This is a genomic window from Roseovarius sp. MBR-6 (assembly GCF_040547525.1).
In the GTDB taxonomy this organism is placed as follows: Bacteria; Pseudomonadota; Alphaproteobacteria; order Rhodobacterales; family Rhodobacteraceae; genus Roseovarius.
Window position 1 is genome coordinate 381,604 of record NZ_JBEPPW010000002.1, and the last position, 16,041, is coordinate 397,644.

The 16,041-nt window shown below is 61.0% G+C and carries 18 protein-coding genes; 8 read left to right on the forward strand and 10 right to left on the reverse strand.

Annotated elements, in window-relative coordinates; genetic code table 11:
* Window positions 1–6 precede the first annotated feature (6 nt).
* Both ABIE57_RS04255 and hrcA read right to left on the reverse strand, forming a co-directional pair.
* A complete protein-coding gene (locus tag ABIE57_RS04255) occupies window positions 7–567 on the reverse strand; it encodes a nucleotide exchange factor GrpE (RefSeq protein WP_354537754.1) in 561 nt (186 codons plus the stop codon).
* Window positions 568–570: 3 nt separating this feature from the next.
* Window positions 571–1,641: a heat-inducible transcriptional repressor HrcA gene (gene hrcA, locus ABIE57_RS04260; protein WP_354537755.1), complete on the reverse strand. Its 1,071-nt coding sequence runs from the start codon at window positions 1,639–1,641 to the stop codon at window positions 571–573.
* Window positions 1,642–1,758: 117 nt separating this feature from the next.
* Between hrcA and rph the strand changes: the two genes are divergently transcribed.
* From rph to hemW, 3 genes are read left to right on the forward strand one after another with little or no spacing between them, the layout of a single operon-like run.
* Window positions 1,759–2,475, forward strand: coding sequence for a ribonuclease PH (rph, locus tag ABIE57_RS04265; RefSeq protein ID WP_354537756.1), 717 nt, complete (start codon window positions 1,759–1,761; stop codon window positions 2,473–2,475).
* Window positions 2,468–3,076, forward strand: coding sequence for an RdgB/HAM1 family non-canonical purine NTP pyrophosphatase (rdgB, locus tag ABIE57_RS04270; protein WP_354537757.1), 609 nt, complete (start codon window positions 2,468–2,470; stop codon window positions 3,074–3,076). The genes rph and rdgB overlap by 8 nt, the downstream gene beginning before the upstream one ends.
* Window positions 3,069–4,223, forward strand: a complete 1,155-nt coding sequence (hemW, locus tag ABIE57_RS04275; protein ID WP_354537758.1) for a radical SAM family heme chaperone HemW — start codon at window positions 3,069–3,071, stop codon at window positions 4,221–4,223. The genes rdgB and hemW overlap by 8 nt, the downstream gene beginning before the upstream one ends.
* 1 nt (window position 4,224) lies before the next feature.
* Here hemW and ABIE57_RS04280 read toward each other — a convergent pair whose 3' ends face one another.
* From ABIE57_RS04280 to rho, 6 genes are all read right to left on the reverse strand, one after another.
* Window positions 4,225–5,067 (reverse strand): ParB/RepB/Spo0J family partition protein, encoded by an 843-nt coding sequence (locus ABIE57_RS04280; protein ID WP_454283716.1) that lies wholly within the window; start codon window positions 5,065–5,067, stop codon window positions 4,225–4,227.
* A gap of 70 nt (window positions 5,068–5,137) precedes the next feature.
* Complete coding sequence (locus ABIE57_RS04285; protein WP_354537760.1) at window positions 5,138–5,947, reverse strand: ParA family protein; 810 nt, start codon at window positions 5,945–5,947, stop codon at window positions 5,138–5,140.
* Window positions 5,940–6,542, reverse strand: a complete 603-nt coding sequence (gene rsmG, locus ABIE57_RS04290) for a 16S rRNA (guanine(527)-N(7))-methyltransferase RsmG (protein ID WP_354537761.1) — start codon at window positions 6,540–6,542, stop codon at window positions 5,940–5,942. Before rsmG ends, ABIE57_RS04285 begins: the two co-directional genes overlap by 8 nt.
* Window positions 6,539–8,410, reverse strand: a complete 1,872-nt coding sequence (gene mnmG / locus ABIE57_RS04295; RefSeq protein ID WP_354537762.1) for a tRNA uridine-5-carboxymethylaminomethyl(34) synthesis enzyme MnmG — start codon at window positions 8,408–8,410, stop codon at window positions 6,539–6,541. Before mnmG ends, rsmG begins: the two co-directional genes overlap by 4 nt.
* Window positions 8,411–8,413: 3 nt before the next feature.
* Window positions 8,414–9,697: a tRNA uridine-5-carboxymethylaminomethyl(34) synthesis GTPase MnmE gene (gene mnmE, locus ABIE57_RS04300; RefSeq protein WP_354537763.1), complete on the reverse strand. Its 1,284-nt coding sequence runs from the start codon at window positions 9,695–9,697 to the stop codon at window positions 8,414–8,416.
* Window positions 9,698–9,711: 14 nt separating this feature from the next.
* Window positions 9,712–10,983 carry a transcription termination factor Rho gene (gene rho, locus ABIE57_RS04305; protein WP_354537764.1) on the reverse strand — a complete coding sequence of 424 codons (1,272 nt, stop codon included), beginning with the start codon at window positions 10,981–10,983 and terminating at the stop codon, window positions 9,712–9,714.
* Window positions 10,984–11,495: 512 nt separating this feature from the next.
* Here rho and ABIE57_RS04310 point away from each other — a divergent pair.
* The 4 genes from ABIE57_RS04310 to dnaQ are packed head-to-tail and all read left to right on the forward strand — an operon-like array spanning window position 11,496 to window position 14,233.
* Window positions 11,496–12,095 carry a Maf family protein gene (locus tag ABIE57_RS04310; protein ID WP_354537765.1) on the forward strand — a complete coding sequence of 200 codons (600 nt, stop codon included), beginning with the start codon at window positions 11,496–11,498 and terminating at the stop codon, window positions 12,093–12,095.
* Window positions 12,092–12,922: a shikimate dehydrogenase gene (locus ABIE57_RS04315; RefSeq protein WP_354537766.1), complete on the forward strand. Its 831-nt coding sequence runs from the start codon at window positions 12,092–12,094 to the stop codon at window positions 12,920–12,922. Before ABIE57_RS04310 ends, ABIE57_RS04315 begins: the two co-directional genes overlap by 4 nt.
* Window positions 12,919–13,509 (forward strand): dephospho-CoA kinase, encoded by a 591-nt coding sequence (coaE, locus tag ABIE57_RS04320; RefSeq protein ID WP_354537767.1) that lies wholly within the window; start codon window positions 12,919–12,921, stop codon window positions 13,507–13,509. Before ABIE57_RS04315 ends, coaE begins: the two co-directional genes overlap by 4 nt.
* Window positions 13,502–14,233, forward strand: coding sequence for a DNA polymerase III subunit epsilon (gene dnaQ, locus ABIE57_RS04325; protein WP_354537768.1), 732 nt, complete (start codon window positions 13,502–13,504; stop codon window positions 14,231–14,233). The genes coaE and dnaQ overlap by 8 nt, the downstream gene beginning before the upstream one ends.
* On the opposite strand, the gene secB is transcribed toward dnaQ, so the two are convergent.
* Both secB and ABIE57_RS04335 read right to left on the reverse strand, forming a co-directional pair.
* A complete protein-coding gene (secB, locus tag ABIE57_RS04330; RefSeq protein ID WP_354537769.1) occupies window positions 14,234–14,749 on the reverse strand; it encodes a protein-export chaperone SecB in 516 nt (171 codons plus the stop codon).
* A 57-nt stretch (window positions 14,750–14,806) separates the two neighbouring features.
* The gene (locus ABIE57_RS04335; protein WP_354537770.1) at window positions 14,807–15,256 is read right to left on the reverse strand and encodes an FxsA family protein; all 450 of its coding nucleotides are present in this window, start codon (window positions 15,254–15,256) and stop codon (window positions 14,807–14,809) included.
* A gap of 108 nt (window positions 15,257–15,364) precedes the next feature.
* Here ABIE57_RS04335 and ABIE57_RS04340 point away from each other — a divergent pair, with 108 nt between their 5' ends.
* Entirely contained in the window at window positions 15,365–16,024 is a 660-nt protein-coding gene (locus ABIE57_RS04340) for a Tim44/TimA family putative adaptor protein (protein ID WP_354537771.1), read from the forward strand.
* Window positions 16,025–16,041 lie beyond the last annotated feature (17 nt).

Consider the following 16,041-nt stretch of genomic DNA (forward strand, 5'->3'; position numbering starts at 1 on the left):
GTCGCCCTATCCACGATTGGACGACACGCCCACCTGCGCAGGCCGCAGGATTCGGTCATGCAGCATGAAGCCTTGCGCCGAAACCTGGATGATCTCACCCGCAGAGGTGCCCGGAACAGGGGCCTCGAACATCGCCTCATGATGGCGCGGATCGAAACGGTCGCCCGGCTGCGGGTCGATCACGGTGATGCCGTGCTTGGAAAAAACGTTCCCGAGCTCGCGCAGCGTCAATTCGATCCCCTCGACCAACGCGGCAGACGCCGCGCGTTGGTCGTCGGTGATGGTTTCAAGCGCGCGCTTGAGGCTGTCATGAACAGGCAGCATGTCGCGGGCAAGCCGTGACCCGCCATATTGCTCTGCCTCGCGGCGATCCTTTTCCGAACGCTTGCGCGCATTCTCCGCATCGGCAAGAGCGCGCATGAAACGATCCTGAAATGCGTCGCGCTCGGCGCGCAGCGCCTCCACCTCGGACATCCCATCGCCTGCATCGGCCTCGCCAAGCGCCTGCTCCTCGGCGGCAGCCTCCTCGATATCGTCAAGAAAGCTGTCTTCTTTCGGTTCTGCCATCTTTCACCTCTCACTCCGGTCGGAGATCAGCCTGCCCACAAGCTGCGCCGTGTAATCCACAATCGGCACGATGCGCCCATAGTTGAGGCGCGTGGGGCCGATTACGCCCACCGCGCCAATGATCTTACGGTCTGCGTTCATATATGGAGAGACCACCAAAGAGGAACCCGAAAGTGAGAAAAGTTTGTTCTCCGAGCCAATAAAAATGCGCACACCGTCACCCTCATCGGCGCGCTCGAGAAATTCGGCAATGTCGCGCTTGCGCTCAAGGTCGTCGAAGAGGATGCGTATGCGCTCAAGGTCGGCCTCGTCCACGCCACTATCGAGAAGGTTCGCGCGGCCCCGCACGATCAACCGCTCGTGCCGGTCGCCCTCGTCCTGCCAGACGGCAAGCCCGCTTTCGACAAGGGCATGGGCAAGCTGGTCGATCTCCTGACGGCGCGCGGCGATCTCCTGTGCAATACGGAGCTGCATGTCTGATAGGGTCCGCCCCTCGACCAGAGAATTCAGAAAATTCGCCGCCTCCCGCATGGAGCTGGGGGTCTGGCCCGGAGGCGGGGTAAAAAGCCGGTTCTCGACATGGCCATCGGCGAAGACCAGCACCACAAGCGCGCGATCATGGCCCAGGCTCACGAATTCGATATGTTTGATCGGTGCCTCATGCTTGGGCGCAAGAACAAGCGAGGCGCTCTGGGTCACGCCCGACAGGGCGGACCCGATGCGATCGAGCAAGCCGGTCACATCGGTGGAATTGCTGGCAACGGTCGCATCTATAAGCGCCCGGTCGGTATCCTCGAGACCGCCCACCTCGAGCAGGCCATCGACAAACATCCTGAGGCCGTTCTGCGTCGGCACCCGCCCGGCACTGACATGCGGGCTACCGAGCAGGCCGAGATATTCGAGATCCTGCATCACGTTGCGAATCGTCGCGGCACTGATGTTTTCGCTGAAGTCTCGGGTGAGCGTGCGCGACCCGACCGGTCCGCCGGTGGCGAGATATCCCTCGACCACGCGGCGAAACACCTCGCGCGAGCGGTCGTTGAGCTGATCTAGAATCGTGCTGGCGTCAGACATTCACACGGGCCTCTTGGTCAATCGAGCATTAAAGACGCCTTTGGCCAAAGGTCAATCGGGCTTGCCATCGGGGCCCGCCCCCATATATCCCCGCCCTGTCAGCACAAGGGGACAGAGATGCGGCCTTCGGGTAGAGATTTAAGCGAGATGCGGGCGGTTTCAATCGAAACCGGGGTTCTGAAACACGCCGAAGGCTCTTGCCTGATCAAGATGGGCGATACCCATGTGCTCTGCACGGCGACGATAGAAGATCGCGTGCCGCCATTCGTCAAAGGCAGCGGGCTTGGCTGGGTGACAGCCGAATACGGGATGCTACCCCGCTCGACGAACAGCCGGATGCGGCGCGAGGCCGCTATGGGCAAGCAGGGCGGGCGCACGGTGGAGATTCAGCGCCTGATCGGCCGCGCCCTGCGCGCAGGGGTGGACCGGGTCGCGCTTGGCGAGCGGCAGATAACCGTTGATTGCGACGTGATTCAGGCCGATGGCGGCACACGCTGCGCCTCGATCACCGGAGGCTGGGTGGCGCTTCGGCTGGCCGTGGGCAAGCTCATGAAGGCGGGGGATGTGATCAGCGATCCGATGGTGGATCCGGTGGCCGCGATCTCCTGCGGGATTTACGCGGGTCAGCCGGTGCTTGATCTGGATTATCCGGAAGACAGCGCGGCAGGCGTTGACGGTAATTTCATCATGACCGGGACCGGTCGGCTTATCGAGGTGCAGATGAGCGCCGAGGGCGCGACCTATAGCCGGGATCAGATGAACGCCCTGCTCGATCTCGCCGAAAAGGGTGTGGGCGACCTTGTCACCAAACAGCGCGAGGCAGTCGGTGCGTAAATTTACGGGCGATACGCTTCTGGTGGCAACCCATAACGCCGGCAAGCTCGAAGAAATCGCGCATCTTCTTCAGCCCTACGGCGTGCGGGTGACCGGCGCGGCGGACCGAAACCTCCCCGAGCCGCAAGAGACCGAGACGAGTTTTGTCGGAAACGCCAGGATCAAGGCCCACGCGGCCGCGCAGGCCACGGGCCTGCCTGCCCTCGCCGACGATTCCGGTATCGTGATCGACGCGCTTGACGGTGCGCCGGGAGTCTATACGGCGGATTGGGCCGAAACAGAGACTGGTCGTGACTTTGCCATGGCGATGACAAGGGTCCATGACATGCTTGTGGCACGCAAGGCGCGACAGCCCTGGACTGCGCGGTTTTGCTGCACTTTGGTGCTCGCCTGGCCCGATGGACATGATGAGGTGTTCGAGGGGACCGTTGAGGGGTGGGTGGTTTGGCCCATGCGCGGCACCGAGGGTCATGGCTACGATCCGATTTTTCAGCCCGACGGCCATGATGTGACCTTTGCCGAAATGAACCGCTGGGAAAAGAACCGGATCAGCCACCGCGCCGAGGCCTTCCGCAAATTCGTTGCAGGTTGCTTTGGCTGAGGACTGGCAGGACGGCGGCTTTGGGCTTTATGTGCATTGGCCGTTCTGCCAGGCAAAGTGTCCCTATTGCGACTTCAACAGTCACGTCTCGGCCTCGGTGGATCACGGTCGCTGGCGCGCGGCCTTCCTGCGTGAAATCGCGCGTCAGGCTGAATTGGTGCCACATCGTGTGCTCAACTCGATCTTCTTTGGTGGAGGCACCCCAAGCCTCATGCCGCCCGAAACCGTCGCCGCGATCATCGCAACGGCCCGCGCGGCGTGGCCGTCGGCAAACGATCTGGAGATCACCCTTGAGGCCAATCCGACCTCGGTAGAGGCGACGCGCTTCGCCGGGTATGCAGAGGCTGGCGTGAACCGTGTCTCTCTTGGCGTTCAGGCCCTCAATGATACTGACCTGAAGCGGCTCGGACGACTTCATTCGGCGGCAGAGGCGGTTCAAGCGTATGAGATCGCTCAGAAATACTTTCAAAGAACAAGTTTTGACCTGATTTATGCGCGACAGGATCAGACGCTCGGGGACTGGCAGGCGGAACTCGGTCGCGCGCTCGATCTGGCGATTGACCACCTTTCCTTGTATCAATTGACCATAGAGGGCGGCACTGCCTTTGGTGATCGGTTCGCTGCGGGCAAGCTTCATGGATTGCCCGAAGAGGGCCTGGCCGCAGATATGTATCATGCAACGCAAGAGATCTGCGAAGCAGCGGGCCTTCACGCTTATGAGGTCTCTAACCATGCAAAACCGGGCGCGGAATCGCGGCACAACCTGATTTATTGGCGCTATGGCGATTATGCGGGGATCGGCCCCGGCGCGCATGGGCGGATGACGATTGACGGGGTGCGCCACGCGACCGAGGCGAGCCGGATGCCGGGGGAATGGCTTGCGCACGTCGAGCGCGGATCCGGGGAGTCGCTGCGTGAGAGCCTCCCCGCACAGGAGCAGGCGACGGAGTTCCTTTTGATGGGTTTGCGCCTCTCCGAAGGGATCGACATGGCCCGATTCGAACGTCTGTCAGGCACCCCGCTTGATGCGGACGCCTTGAGGCATCTGACCGAGATCGGCATGGTCCGGGTCGAGAACGACCGGCTTTGCGCCACAGAGGCCGGGCGTGCGGTGCTGAATTCCGTTATCTTTGACCTGATGCCCTGACTCAGGCGCTGAGAAGCGCCATCAACCGGTCGAGATCGTCAAGCGATTGATAGCGGATGGTCAGCGCGCCGTGCTCGTTGCCCGGCTGATGGTCTATGCTGACGCTCATCGAGAGCGCGGCGGAAAGATCGGATTCAAGGGCCTTTGTATCGGCGTCCTTCTCCATTTTTCCCTTTGAGCCCGGTTCCCTCTTGCCTGCCTTTTCCCCCGGCACCACCTTGGCCAGCTTCTCGGTCTGACGCACCGATAGCCCTTTCTGAATAACGCCGCGTGCCAGCGCCACGGCGTCAGGTGCTGTGATAAGGGCGCGCGCGTGACCAGCAGAGAGACGGCCATCCCTGAGATAGCCCTGCACCTCGTCCGGCAGGTTCAGCAGACGCACGGCGTTGGCGATGTGGCTGCGGCTCTTGCCCAGCACTTCGGCCAGTTTTTCCTGGGTGTGACCGAATTTCGTCATCAGCTGGCTATATCCGGCGGCCTCTTCGACGGGGTTGAGATCGGCGCGCTGGATATTCTCGATTATGGCAACCTCCAGCACCTCCGTATCCGTGAAGTCGCGGACAAGCACCGGAACTTCATGCAGTTGCGCCATCTGTGCGGCCCGCCAACGGCGCTCACCGGCGACGATCTCGTAGCATCCCGCCTCGCGCGGGCTGATTCGGACTATGAGGGGCTGAATGATGCCCTTTTCGGTGATCGAACGGGCCAGATCCTCCAGCGCCCCGGCATCGAAATGGCGGCGCGGCTGGTCGGGGTTCGGATGGACCTTTTCCACCGGCACCATCATGTCGGGCGCACGGCGCTCTGCGTCGGGCGTGGGCGCACTGTCTTTCACATCAGCCATCAACGCCGACAGACCGCGCCCAAGACCTCGTCCCTGCTTGGTTTTCATTGTCATAACCCCGACTCCCTGTTCATGCGGCAACCCGCGCGTGTTTCTGCACGATTTCGCGGGCAAGCTCACGATAGGCCTGCGCCCCCTTTGACGCGGGATCGTAGTTCAGCACCGGCAAAGCATAGGATGGTGCCTCGCTTACCCGCACATTACGCGGGATTCGGGTCTGGAACACAAGATCGCCCAGGTTCTCACGCGCGTCGTTCTCAACTTGGGCCGACAGGTTGTTGCGTGCATCCACCATGGTCAGCAACACGCCCTCGATCCGCAAATCAGGATTGGCGGACTGACGCACTTCCCGAATGGTAAGCATGAGCTGCGACAGGCCTTCGAGCGCGAAAAACTCGCTCTGGAGCGGGATCAGCACGGAATGAGACGCAACCATCGCGTTGACCGTCAGGAGGTTGAGCGACGGCGGGCAGTCGATCAGAATGTAATCGAGCAAAAGCCCGTCCATCGCGGGCTGACGCAGCGCGTCATGGAGAAGAAAGCTTCGCTTTTCGTTGGCAAGAAGCTCGATATCGGCCGAGGAGAGATCGACCGTTGCCGGAATGATCAAAAGCCCCTCATGCGCGGTCTGTTGCACGATATCGACGAACGGGGCTTCGTCGAGGAGGAAATCATAGGTGGTGTAGGTGCGGGAGTCTGCCGCGACACCGAGACCGGTCGATGCATTTCCCTGCGGATCGAGATCGACAATGAGAACGCGCGAACCACTTTCGGCGAGCGCGGCCCCCAGGTTGATCGTCGTCGTGGTCTTGCCCACGCCGCCTTTCTGATTGGCGACCGCGATGATTCGTGGACCGGTGAGACGGAGTGGATCAGACACGGGAAATACCTCTGACATGCAGGATAACAGGGCCGGTTTCAGTCTTGCTTTTAACAACCCGGTGAGAGAATTGCCACGCCGTTTGCGCCGCAGCGAGTTCTTGCTGCCAGCTCACACCCTTGGGAAAGAGCGCGGCACCATTCGCGCGCATGTGGCGAGACGCAAAACCAAGAAGTGTGCTCAGGTCTGCCAGGGCACGCGCCGAGAGGACATCGGCATCAAGTGGCGGGATCGTCTCTATCCTCCCGGTTATCACTGTCGCGTTGACGCCGGTTTCGCGTATCACGGTGTTGAGAAAGGTCGCTTTGCGGGCATCGGATTCAACAAGGGTGACGCGAGACGGCGATCCCCCTCCCTGCCCGAGAATCGCGATGATGAGACCAGGAAAGCCGCCACCGCTCCCGAGATCGGCCCAATGCCCGACGGGATGCGCCGCAAGATCATAAAGTTGTGCCGAATCGTCAAAATGGCGGGTTCGGTGCTCGGCCAGGGAGGCCCGCGAGACAAGGTTTATGCGCGGATTCCATTTTTCGAGGAGCGCGCTGTAAATGTCGAGCCGCTCCGCTGTTTCACGTGAAACATTCCCGGACATCATGCGCTGCGCGACCGCGCGGGCTGTCGCAGCTTTATAAGGACAAGCGACAAGGCGGCAGGGGTCATCCCCTCGATCCGAGACGCCTGTGCGAGGGTGTCCGGGCGGACAGCCGTAAGTTTCGCCTTCAGTTCGTTGGACAATCCGTCGATGGCATCATAATCAAAGGTCTGCGGAATCGCCACAGCTTCATCCCGGCGCAACATTTCCACGTCGCGCGCCTGACGCGCAATGTAATTGACGTAGGTCGCATCCCGTTTGAGTTGTGCCGTCGTGTCGGCGTCGATATCCGCAAAGGCCGGATTGACCCGAACAAGATCGGCAACCTCAACCATGGGAAACGAGAGCACCTCCATGCCGCTGCGCCGAGCGCCGTCCAGATTGACCTCGATACCGGCGCGCCCAAGATCGCGCGGGGTATAGGTTTCCTTTTCCAGCAGAGTGCGGCCCGCGTGGAGGCGCTCCATCTTATCCTCGAATGCGCGCTGGCGGGCCTCGCCGATGCAGCCTGCGGACAGTCCCATCGGTGTAAGCCGTTGATCGGCATTATCGGCCCGAAGCGAAAGCCGGAACTCCGCCCGCGAGGTGAACATGCGATAAGGCTCGGAGACGCCTCGGGTGGTAAGGTCGTCTATCATCACCCCGATGTAGCTCTCGGTGCGGCTGAAGTGGATAGATGCCTTTTCCTGCGCGAAGCGCGCCGCATTGAGGCCCGCAACCAGCCCTTGGGCGGCAGCCTCTTCATATCCGGTTGTGCCATTGATCTGGCCCGCCAGAAAAAGGCCCGGAACACTCCTCACCGCAAGACCGCTATCGAGCGCGCGCGGATCGACATAGTCATACTCGATCGCGTAACCCGGTTGAAGGATGACCGCACTTTCCAGCCCGGAGATCGAGCGCACGTAGTTCTCTTGCACGTCCAGCGGCAAGGAGGTTGAAATGCCGTTCGGATAGATCACCGAATCCGACAGGCTCTCAGGTTCCAGGAAAATCTGATGAGACGTCTTTTCGGCAAATCGCACGATCTTGTCCTCTATGGACGGACAATAACGGGGGCCGACCCCCTCTATTTGGCCGCCATACATCGCGGACCGCGAGAGGTTGTCCCGGATGATGTCATGCGTTCGCTGATTGGTGTGCGTGATGCCGCAGGAAACCTGCCGCGCAAACGGAACGCGGGACATGAAAGAGAACATGACCGGATCGTCGTCCGGTGGCTGACTTTCCAGCCCCTCCCAATTTATGCTCTTCCCGTCAAGGCGCGGTGGCGTCCCGGTTTTGAGGCGACCAAGCGGCAAGCCGAAGCTGTCGATCCTCTGCGCAAGGCGGATACTTGGCGGATCACCCATGCGCCCACCGGGACGGGAAACGTCCCCGATATGAATGACGCCGCGCAGGAACGTTCCGGTCGTCAAGATCACCGCGCGCGCGGAGAGCTCGGTCCCGTCCGCGAGGATGACCCCCTGAACGCTATCGCCAGCCATCATGAAATCGGCGGCCTCGCCTTCGATGATGGTCAGATTGGGCGTCGAATCAAGCTCCGCCTGCATCGTTTCGCGGTATATCTTGCGATCTGCTTGCGCGCGCGGGCCTTGAACGGCCGGACCCTTGCGGCGGTTGAGAAGCCGGAACTGAATCCCGGCCCGGTCGGCAACACGCGCCATGACGCCATCCATCGCGTCGATCTCGCGCACAAGGTGGCCCTTGCCAAGGCCGCCAATCGCCGGATTGCAGGACATGACACCAATGGCCCCACGGGCAAGCGTAACGAGCGCCGTCATCGCACCCATTCGCGCAGAGCCATGCGCCGCATCCGCGCCCGCGTGGCCACCGCCGATCACCACAACGTCGAATTGTTTCACGTGAAACATCCCTCACTTGCCAAGGCAGAAGCTGGCGAATATTTCACCCAGGACAGCCTCTACGTCGATGCGTCCTACCAGAGAATCGAGAGCGCGAATAGCGGTATGGACATCCGCAGCAGCAAGATCTGTCGACGACTCGCCAAGATCAAGGTGACCTTGCGCACGCCCGAGCGCCTCGATGGCCTGACGCATGGCGGCCCCATGACGCACGCGCGTGGCCATACCAACTGACAAGACACGGCTCTGCAAAATGTCGGTCAGCTGGGCGATGAGGGCGTCGACACCCTCCCCCGTCAGCCCGGATATACCGTTGGGACCACCGCTCCGATCCACCTTTGCGCCAAGATATATATCACCGTGCTGCGCAAGATCGTCAAAGCGTTCCATGCCCTCAACAAGGAAAACCCGCACATCAGCCGCTGTTGCCCTCTCGCGGGCACGACCGATGCCGATGGACTCGACCGCATCAGTCGTTTCTCGAAGCCCCGCCGTGTCCAGCACCGTCACCGGTAGCCCGCCCAGGTCCATCCGAACCTCGATCACATCACGCGTCGTTCCGGCGAATTCCGACGTAATTGCCGCCTCCCGGCCCGCCAACCGGTTGAGCAGCGTCGATTTTCCGACATTGGGCGCGCCTACAATAGCCACCTCAAAGCCGGAGCGGACGCGTTCCGCAACGCAAACACCCTTGATCTGATGATCAAGGCGCTGGGTCACGTCCGATAACAAGGACCTGACCTCGGGTGCGACGTCAACCGGCACCTCCTCATCAGCAAAATCTATCGTGACCTCGAGAAGTGCAGCGGCCCGCAGAAGCGATCTGCGCCAAATCTCGCACTCCCGGGCAAGCTCGCCCGTGAAACCCCGTAACGCCTGACGCCTCTGGGCCTCCGTCTCGGCCTCCAGAAGATCGGCCAGGGCCTCAACCTGCGTAAGGTCCAGGCGACCATTTTGAAGAGCACGACGCGTGAATTCACCCGGCACTGCCGGACGAAGCGCGGAAAAGCAGCTCAGTTCACGCAGGATCGCCGCAACAACGGCGGGGCTGCCATGCGTCTGGAACTCGACAACGGGCTCACCTGTAAAACTTGCCCCGTCCGGGAAGAACACCACAAGAGCGTCGTCGATCCGATCCCCCGAGCGATCCCGCAAGACCCTGAGTTCCGCGCGCCTCGCTACGGGAAGGGCCCCGCACAGTGCCTGACAGACCGTCGCAGCCTCTGGACCGGAGACACGGATAACAGCAACGCCCGCCTTGCCGGGGGCGGTCGACAACGCAAAGATCGTCTCCATCGAAACCGCCTGGATCAGGTGTTCATCGAATCGAAGAATTCGGAGTTGGACTTGGTTTGCTTGAGCTTGGACAAGAGGAACTCGACAGCGTCGGTCGTTCCCATCGGGTTGAGGATACGCCGAAGCACAAAGGTCTTTTGCAGATCAAGCTTGTCGATGAGCAGGTCTTCCTTGCGCGTCCCGGATTTCAGAATGTCGATGGCAGGGAACACGCGCTTATCCGCGATCTTGCGATCAAGAACGACTTCCGAATTGCCCGTGCCCTTGAACTCTTCGAAGATGACTTCGTCCATACGGCTTCCGGTATCGATGAGCGCCGTGGCGATGATCGTGAGCGAACCGCCCTCTTCGATATTGCGCGCGGCGCCGAAAAACCGCTTGGGACGCTGAAGCGCATTGGCATCGACGCCACCCGTCAGCACCTTGCCCGACGACGGAACAACGGTGTTGAACGCACGGCCGAGGCGGGTAATCGAATCCAGAAGAATCACCACATCACGCTTGTGCTCGACAAGGCGTTTGGCCTTCTCGATCACCATTTCGGATACGGCGACATGGCGCGTTGCAGGCTCGTCGAAGGTCGAGCTGATCACCTCTCCCTTCACCGACCGCTTCATGTCGGTGACCTCTTCCGGGCGCTCGTCGATCAGAAGAACGATAAGAAAACACTCCGGGTGGTTCACTTCGATACTATGTGCGATGTTTTGCAGAAGAACCGTTTTACCTGTGCGCGGCGGGGCCACGATCAAAGACCGCTGGCCCTTGCCGATGGGCGCAACAAGGTCGATCACCCGTGCCGAGCGGTCCTTGATGGTCGGGTCTTCGACCTCCATCTTGAGCCTCTCATCGGGATAGAGCGGCGTCAGGTTCTCGAAGGCGATCTTGTGACGAGCGCGCTCAGGCTCCTCAAAATTGATCTCCGTGACCGAGGTCAGGGCAAAATACCGCTCGGTATCGTCCGGCTGACGCATCTCGCCCTTGATCGTGTCGCCCGTCCGCAAGGAATACTGCCGGATCATCTCTGGTGAGACATAGATATCGTCCGGGCCGGGCAGGTAATTCGCCTCGATCGACCGCAGAAACCCGAACCCGTCCTGAAGGACCTCCAGAACACCGTCACCAAAGACAAGCCAGCCATCCTCGGCCCGTTCCTTGAGGATGGAAAACATCATCTCGCCCTTGCGCATGGTCGAGGCGTTTTCGATCTCAAGTTCCTCGGCGATGGACAGGAGATCCTTGGCGGTAAGCGCCTTGAGATCGGACAGGTAGACGCAGTCTTCGGACATGAGAGACCTCAAGAGGTTCAGCCCGTGCAAAGGGCTATAACGGATTGATCAAGGGGACACAGGGCACCGGACGGCACCTGACCCACTCTTAGGCGTCTCGTTTGAACGCGTCAACCATTATGGGAGGACCCGTGTTTCCTTAAAATAATAAAGAAATATAGAAAATATGATGATGATGTAGGGCAGGCCCGATCTGTGGATTACGCGGTTTTGCCCGATATCGTCCACATATGGATAAATCAGTGAATAATACTGCCCGATGTCGGTATAAGAGCAAGGATCGTAAAACGAGTGTTAAAAATCAGATACTTAAATATAATAATGATCCTCAGATCATCTTTTACCCTGTTGATAAATCACCATCGTCAGGTTTATGCGCAGTCAAGTTTCATCCTTGTCCACACGGGGAAAAACCAAGATGTTGCGCCGTGGAACCCGGCGAAGTCCGGGAGGGCGATGCGGCGCGGCCTTGATCTCGCCCGGTTCAAGAAACTTGTTATGGAGTTATCCACATGGCTCACCCACTTGTTCTGGCCTCAGCATCACCCATAAGGCGGACTCTTCTGGAAAATGCGGGCCTGTCCATCACGGTGAGTCCCGCCCGGATCGACGAATCAAGTCTGCGGGATGCTTTGTTGTCCGAGAATATGTCACCGCGCGATATCGCGGATGCGCTGGCAGAAATGAAGGCGACCAAGGTCAGCCTCAAAGAGAGGACGCAGCTTGTGCTCGGCTGCGATCAGGTGCTTGATCTTGGGGGTGAAATCCTGTCAAAGCCCGCCACCATCGAGGAGGCTCGGGCACAACTCCAGAGACTCCGTGGACGAACACACGATCTCTTGTCGGCGGTCGTGATTTGCCAGGACGGTGTGCCGATCTGGCGGCATGTCGGGCGGGTGCGCCTGACGGTTCGAGCGTTCAGCGATGCGTGGCTGGACGATTATCTTGCCCGGAACTGGCCCGACATTGCCGGGTGTGTCGGCGCCTACAAACTCGAATCTGAAGGAGTGCGCTTGTTTTCCCGCATCGAAGGCGATTATTTCACGGTATTGGGCCTGCCATTGCTCGATGTGCTGGCCTTCCTGACGCTGCGAGGAGATTTGCCGCAATGAGCCATGACGCAATTCCGCTGGCCGGTGTGATCGGATCGCCGATTTCCCATTCGCGCTCCCCGCAAGTTCATGGACATTGGCTGAAGAGTCTTGGAATACGAGGTTTCTACATTCCGATGGAGGTCGCCGAGACCGATCTCGAAGAGGCGTTGCGGAGCCTTCCCAAGCTTGGGTTCGTGGGTGTGAACGTCACCGTGCCCTACAAGGAGCGCGTTCTGAGGCTGGCTGATCATGTCAGTGATCGCGCGACGATCATCGGCGCTGCGAACACGCTCAGCTTTCGTGATGGGACGATCCACGCAGACAACACCGATGGATATGGATTTATCGAAAACCTCAGGCAGGGCGCGCCCGGCTGGGATGTGACCGCAGGACCCGCAGCCGTGCTGGGGGCTGGCGGAGCCGCACGCGCGGTCGTGGTCGCGCTGCGTGATGCCGGGGCACCAGAAATCCTGATCTCCAACCGCACAAGGCTCCGGGCCGAGGCGTTGCAACAGGAATTCGGGCGCAAGCTGCGGGTGGTGGATTGGGTGCAGGCAGGCAATATGCTCGAACATGCCGCGACGGTGGTGAACACCACATCACTCGGCATGGTGGGCAAACCGGCGCTGCGTGTGCCGCTGGACGGGCTGCAAAAGGGTGCCCTGGTGACGGACCTGGTTTATGCCCCGCTCAAGACCCGGCTGCTGGAGGTGGCCGAAGCAATGGGGTGCGTCACGGTCGATGGACTGGGGATGCTTCTGCATCAGGCCGTGCCGGGGTTCGAGCGCTGGTTCGGCGCGCGGCCCGAGGTTGATGCGGCGACGCGGGCAGCGGCGCTCAGATGACATTTCGGTTGGGATTGACCGGATCCATCGGGATGGGAAAATCGACGACGGCGCAGTTATTCGTCGAAGAAGGGTGTGCGCTTTGGGATGCGGATGCGGCGGTGCATCGTCTCTATTCCCGCGGCGGCGCGGCGGTGGCCCCCATGGCGCGCGCTTTTCCCGGTGCAGTCGAGCGCGGAGAGGTGCAGCGCGCCCGTCTCAAGGAGATCATCGCGCGCGATCCGGCGGCGCTCAGGCGGATCGAGGCCATCGTTCATCCGCTGGTGGCCGAGGACCGGGCCGCGTTCCTCGCGGCTCAAACGGCGGATGTGACCGTTCTTGATATCCCGCTGCTTTTTGAGACGGGTGCGACCGGGTTTGACGCCGTTGTGGTGGTGAGCGCCCCGCCCGAGACGCAGCGCGCCCGCGTTCTGGCGCGCGGCACGATGAGCGACGCGGAATTCGAGACCATTCTGGCCCGACAGATGCCCGATAGCGAAAAACGCGCCCGTGCGGATTACGTGATCGAAACCGACACGCCGGACCATGCGCGCGCTCAGGTGCGGACGGTGATGGCGGATATCAGGAGGCGGATCGCCCATGCGTGAAATCGTTCTGGATACGGAAACCACCGGGTTCGAGCCGTCCGAAGGTCATCGGATCGTCGAGATCGGCGCGCTTGAGCTTTACAACCACATGCCGACCGGGCGCACCTTTCACCAATATGTCAATCCGGCGCGCGACATGCCCGAGGATGCCTTTGGCGTGCACGGAATCGGGCCCGATTTGCTGACGGTGTCGCGCGCTCCGCGCGAGGGCGAGGTGACGCTGCGGGACAAGCCGCTGTTTGCATCGGTGGGACAGGCGTTTCTGGATTTCGTCGGCGATGCCAGGCTGGTGATCCACAATGCCGCCTTCGACATGAAATTTCTCAATGCAGAACTTGGATGGGCGGGCCTGTCCGGTCTGCCACTCGAGCGGGCTATCGACACGTTGAGCATGGCGCGGCAAAAGTTTCCCGGCGCGCCTGCCTCGCTCGATGCCCTGTGCCGCCGCTTTGCCATCGACAATTCCGGGCGCACGCTGCACGGGGCGCTGCTCGATTCACAGATCCTGGCCGAGGTCTATCTTGAACTGATTGGCGGGCGGCAGCCGGATTTCGCGCTGGCGGCACGGCCGATGGCCGCCACCTCATCGGGCGGCAAGCCCCACACGGACTGGCGCCCCGGTCCAAGACCGCGCCCGCTCGCGCCGCGCCTCACCGCCGAGGAACGCGCCGCCCATGACGCCTTTGTGGCGCGGATGGGCGACGCGGCGCTCTGGTCGCGGTGATCAGGCCTGGGCCGCGGGGGCCGCGGCCTGACGGCGCGCGATCTCATGGCGGTAAAGCTGCACGAAATCGATATTGTCGAGGTTGAGAGGTGGAAAGCCACCGTCACGCGTCACATCGCTCACGACGCGGCGCATGAAGGGGAAGATCTGGCGCGGACACTCGATCAACAGGAACGGGTGAAGCTGATCGTCGGGCACGCCTTCGATGTGGAAAACGCCGACATAGTCCATCTCGAACACGAAGAGCGCATCTTCGCTCCCCTTGTTGCGCGAGGTGATATTGAGTTTGCAGGCGACCTCGTATTGATGCTCGACGGCCCGCTTCTTGGCGTCAAGATTGACGGTCACCTGCACGTCGGGTTGCACCTCGCCGCCGGTGCCGCGTTGGGCAAGCACGTTCTCGAATGACAGATCGCGCACGAATTGCGTGAGAATCTGCATCTTGAGTTGCGGTTGCGGCTGCTGTTCTGTGGCTCCGGCGGTTTCCGGCGCGGCTCCGTTCTCGTGTTCGGCCATCTGGCTCTCCTGATCGAAATGAAGTCCGCGATTGCTTAGCAGGGGAGCGGCCGCGCCTCAATGCCTGGTCCAGCCCGAGGGGTCATTTCTGTCCGGCTCGACGGCTTCATACTCGCCCTCGATGATATCGGGCCGGGGCCTGGGCCGGTTCATGTCATGCACCACGATGCGTCTGCGGATTTGCGCGAACAGCCAGGCGCGCACCGGCGGCAGCAGCAGGGCAAAGCCGACGGCGTCGGTAAAAAATCCCGGCGTGAGCAAGAGCGCACCTGCGAAGAGGATCATTGCCCCGTGAACCAGCGGCTCCGACGGATCGCCATCGCCGCCAAGGGCCGCGCGCAGCCGGTTCATTTCCTGAAATCCCTGTCGCCGCAAAAGAGCTGTGCCCGCAAGGGCAGTCAGGATCACGATGGCCAAAGTCGGCCAAAGGCCGATAACCCCGCCAACCTGAATGAAGAGTGCGATCTCGATCAGCGGCACGGCGATGAATGCCAGCAAGAGCCACATGGACGGCCTCCTTGGATTTGCGTGGCTTGTGGTGGACTTGGCCACGTCCCTCCCCTACATAGGGGCAAGTGACAGAGCCTGCCATGCCCCGCACGACACGAGGTGCTCATGAATTCGCCGATCCTGCAATTACTGGTTCTCGCCGGTATCGCCATTTTCCTGATTGTCCGGCTCAAGAGAGTTCTCGGCACGCGGGAAGGTTTTGAGCGAAAACCCGCCACGCGTCCGCTTGAAAAGCCGGTGGAGCGTCGCGGCTTCGAGGTGATCGAGGGCGGTCCCGATCACGACATCACCGATCATGTGCCCGAGGATTCAGACGCTGCTGCCGCGCTCGCAGAGATGAAGCGGATCGAACAGGATTTCGGCGTGACCGATTTCCTTCAGGGTGCGCGGGGGGCCTATGAGATGATCCTCATGGCTTTCGAGCGTGGCACGCTCGACGAGGTGACGCCGTTTCTGTCGCCCGAGGTCTATGAGGCCTTTGCCCAGGTCGTCGATTCGCGTGAGCAGCAGGGGCTGAAGATCGAGTCGGAATTCATCGGCATTCGTGACCTTGCGCTCAATGACGCAAGGTTCGATCCGGCAAGCCGCCGTGCAGAGATTGACGTGCGTTATGTCGCCGAGCTTGTTTCGGTGGTGCGCGATGCCAATGGCGAGATTGTCGAAGGCGAACCCGGGCGCAGCAAGAGGCAGAAGGATCTGTGGACTTATGAGCGCATCATGGGTGCGGACGATCCGAACTGGCGGCTTGTTGCCACGGGCGAATGACCGGAGCGCGGCACGCG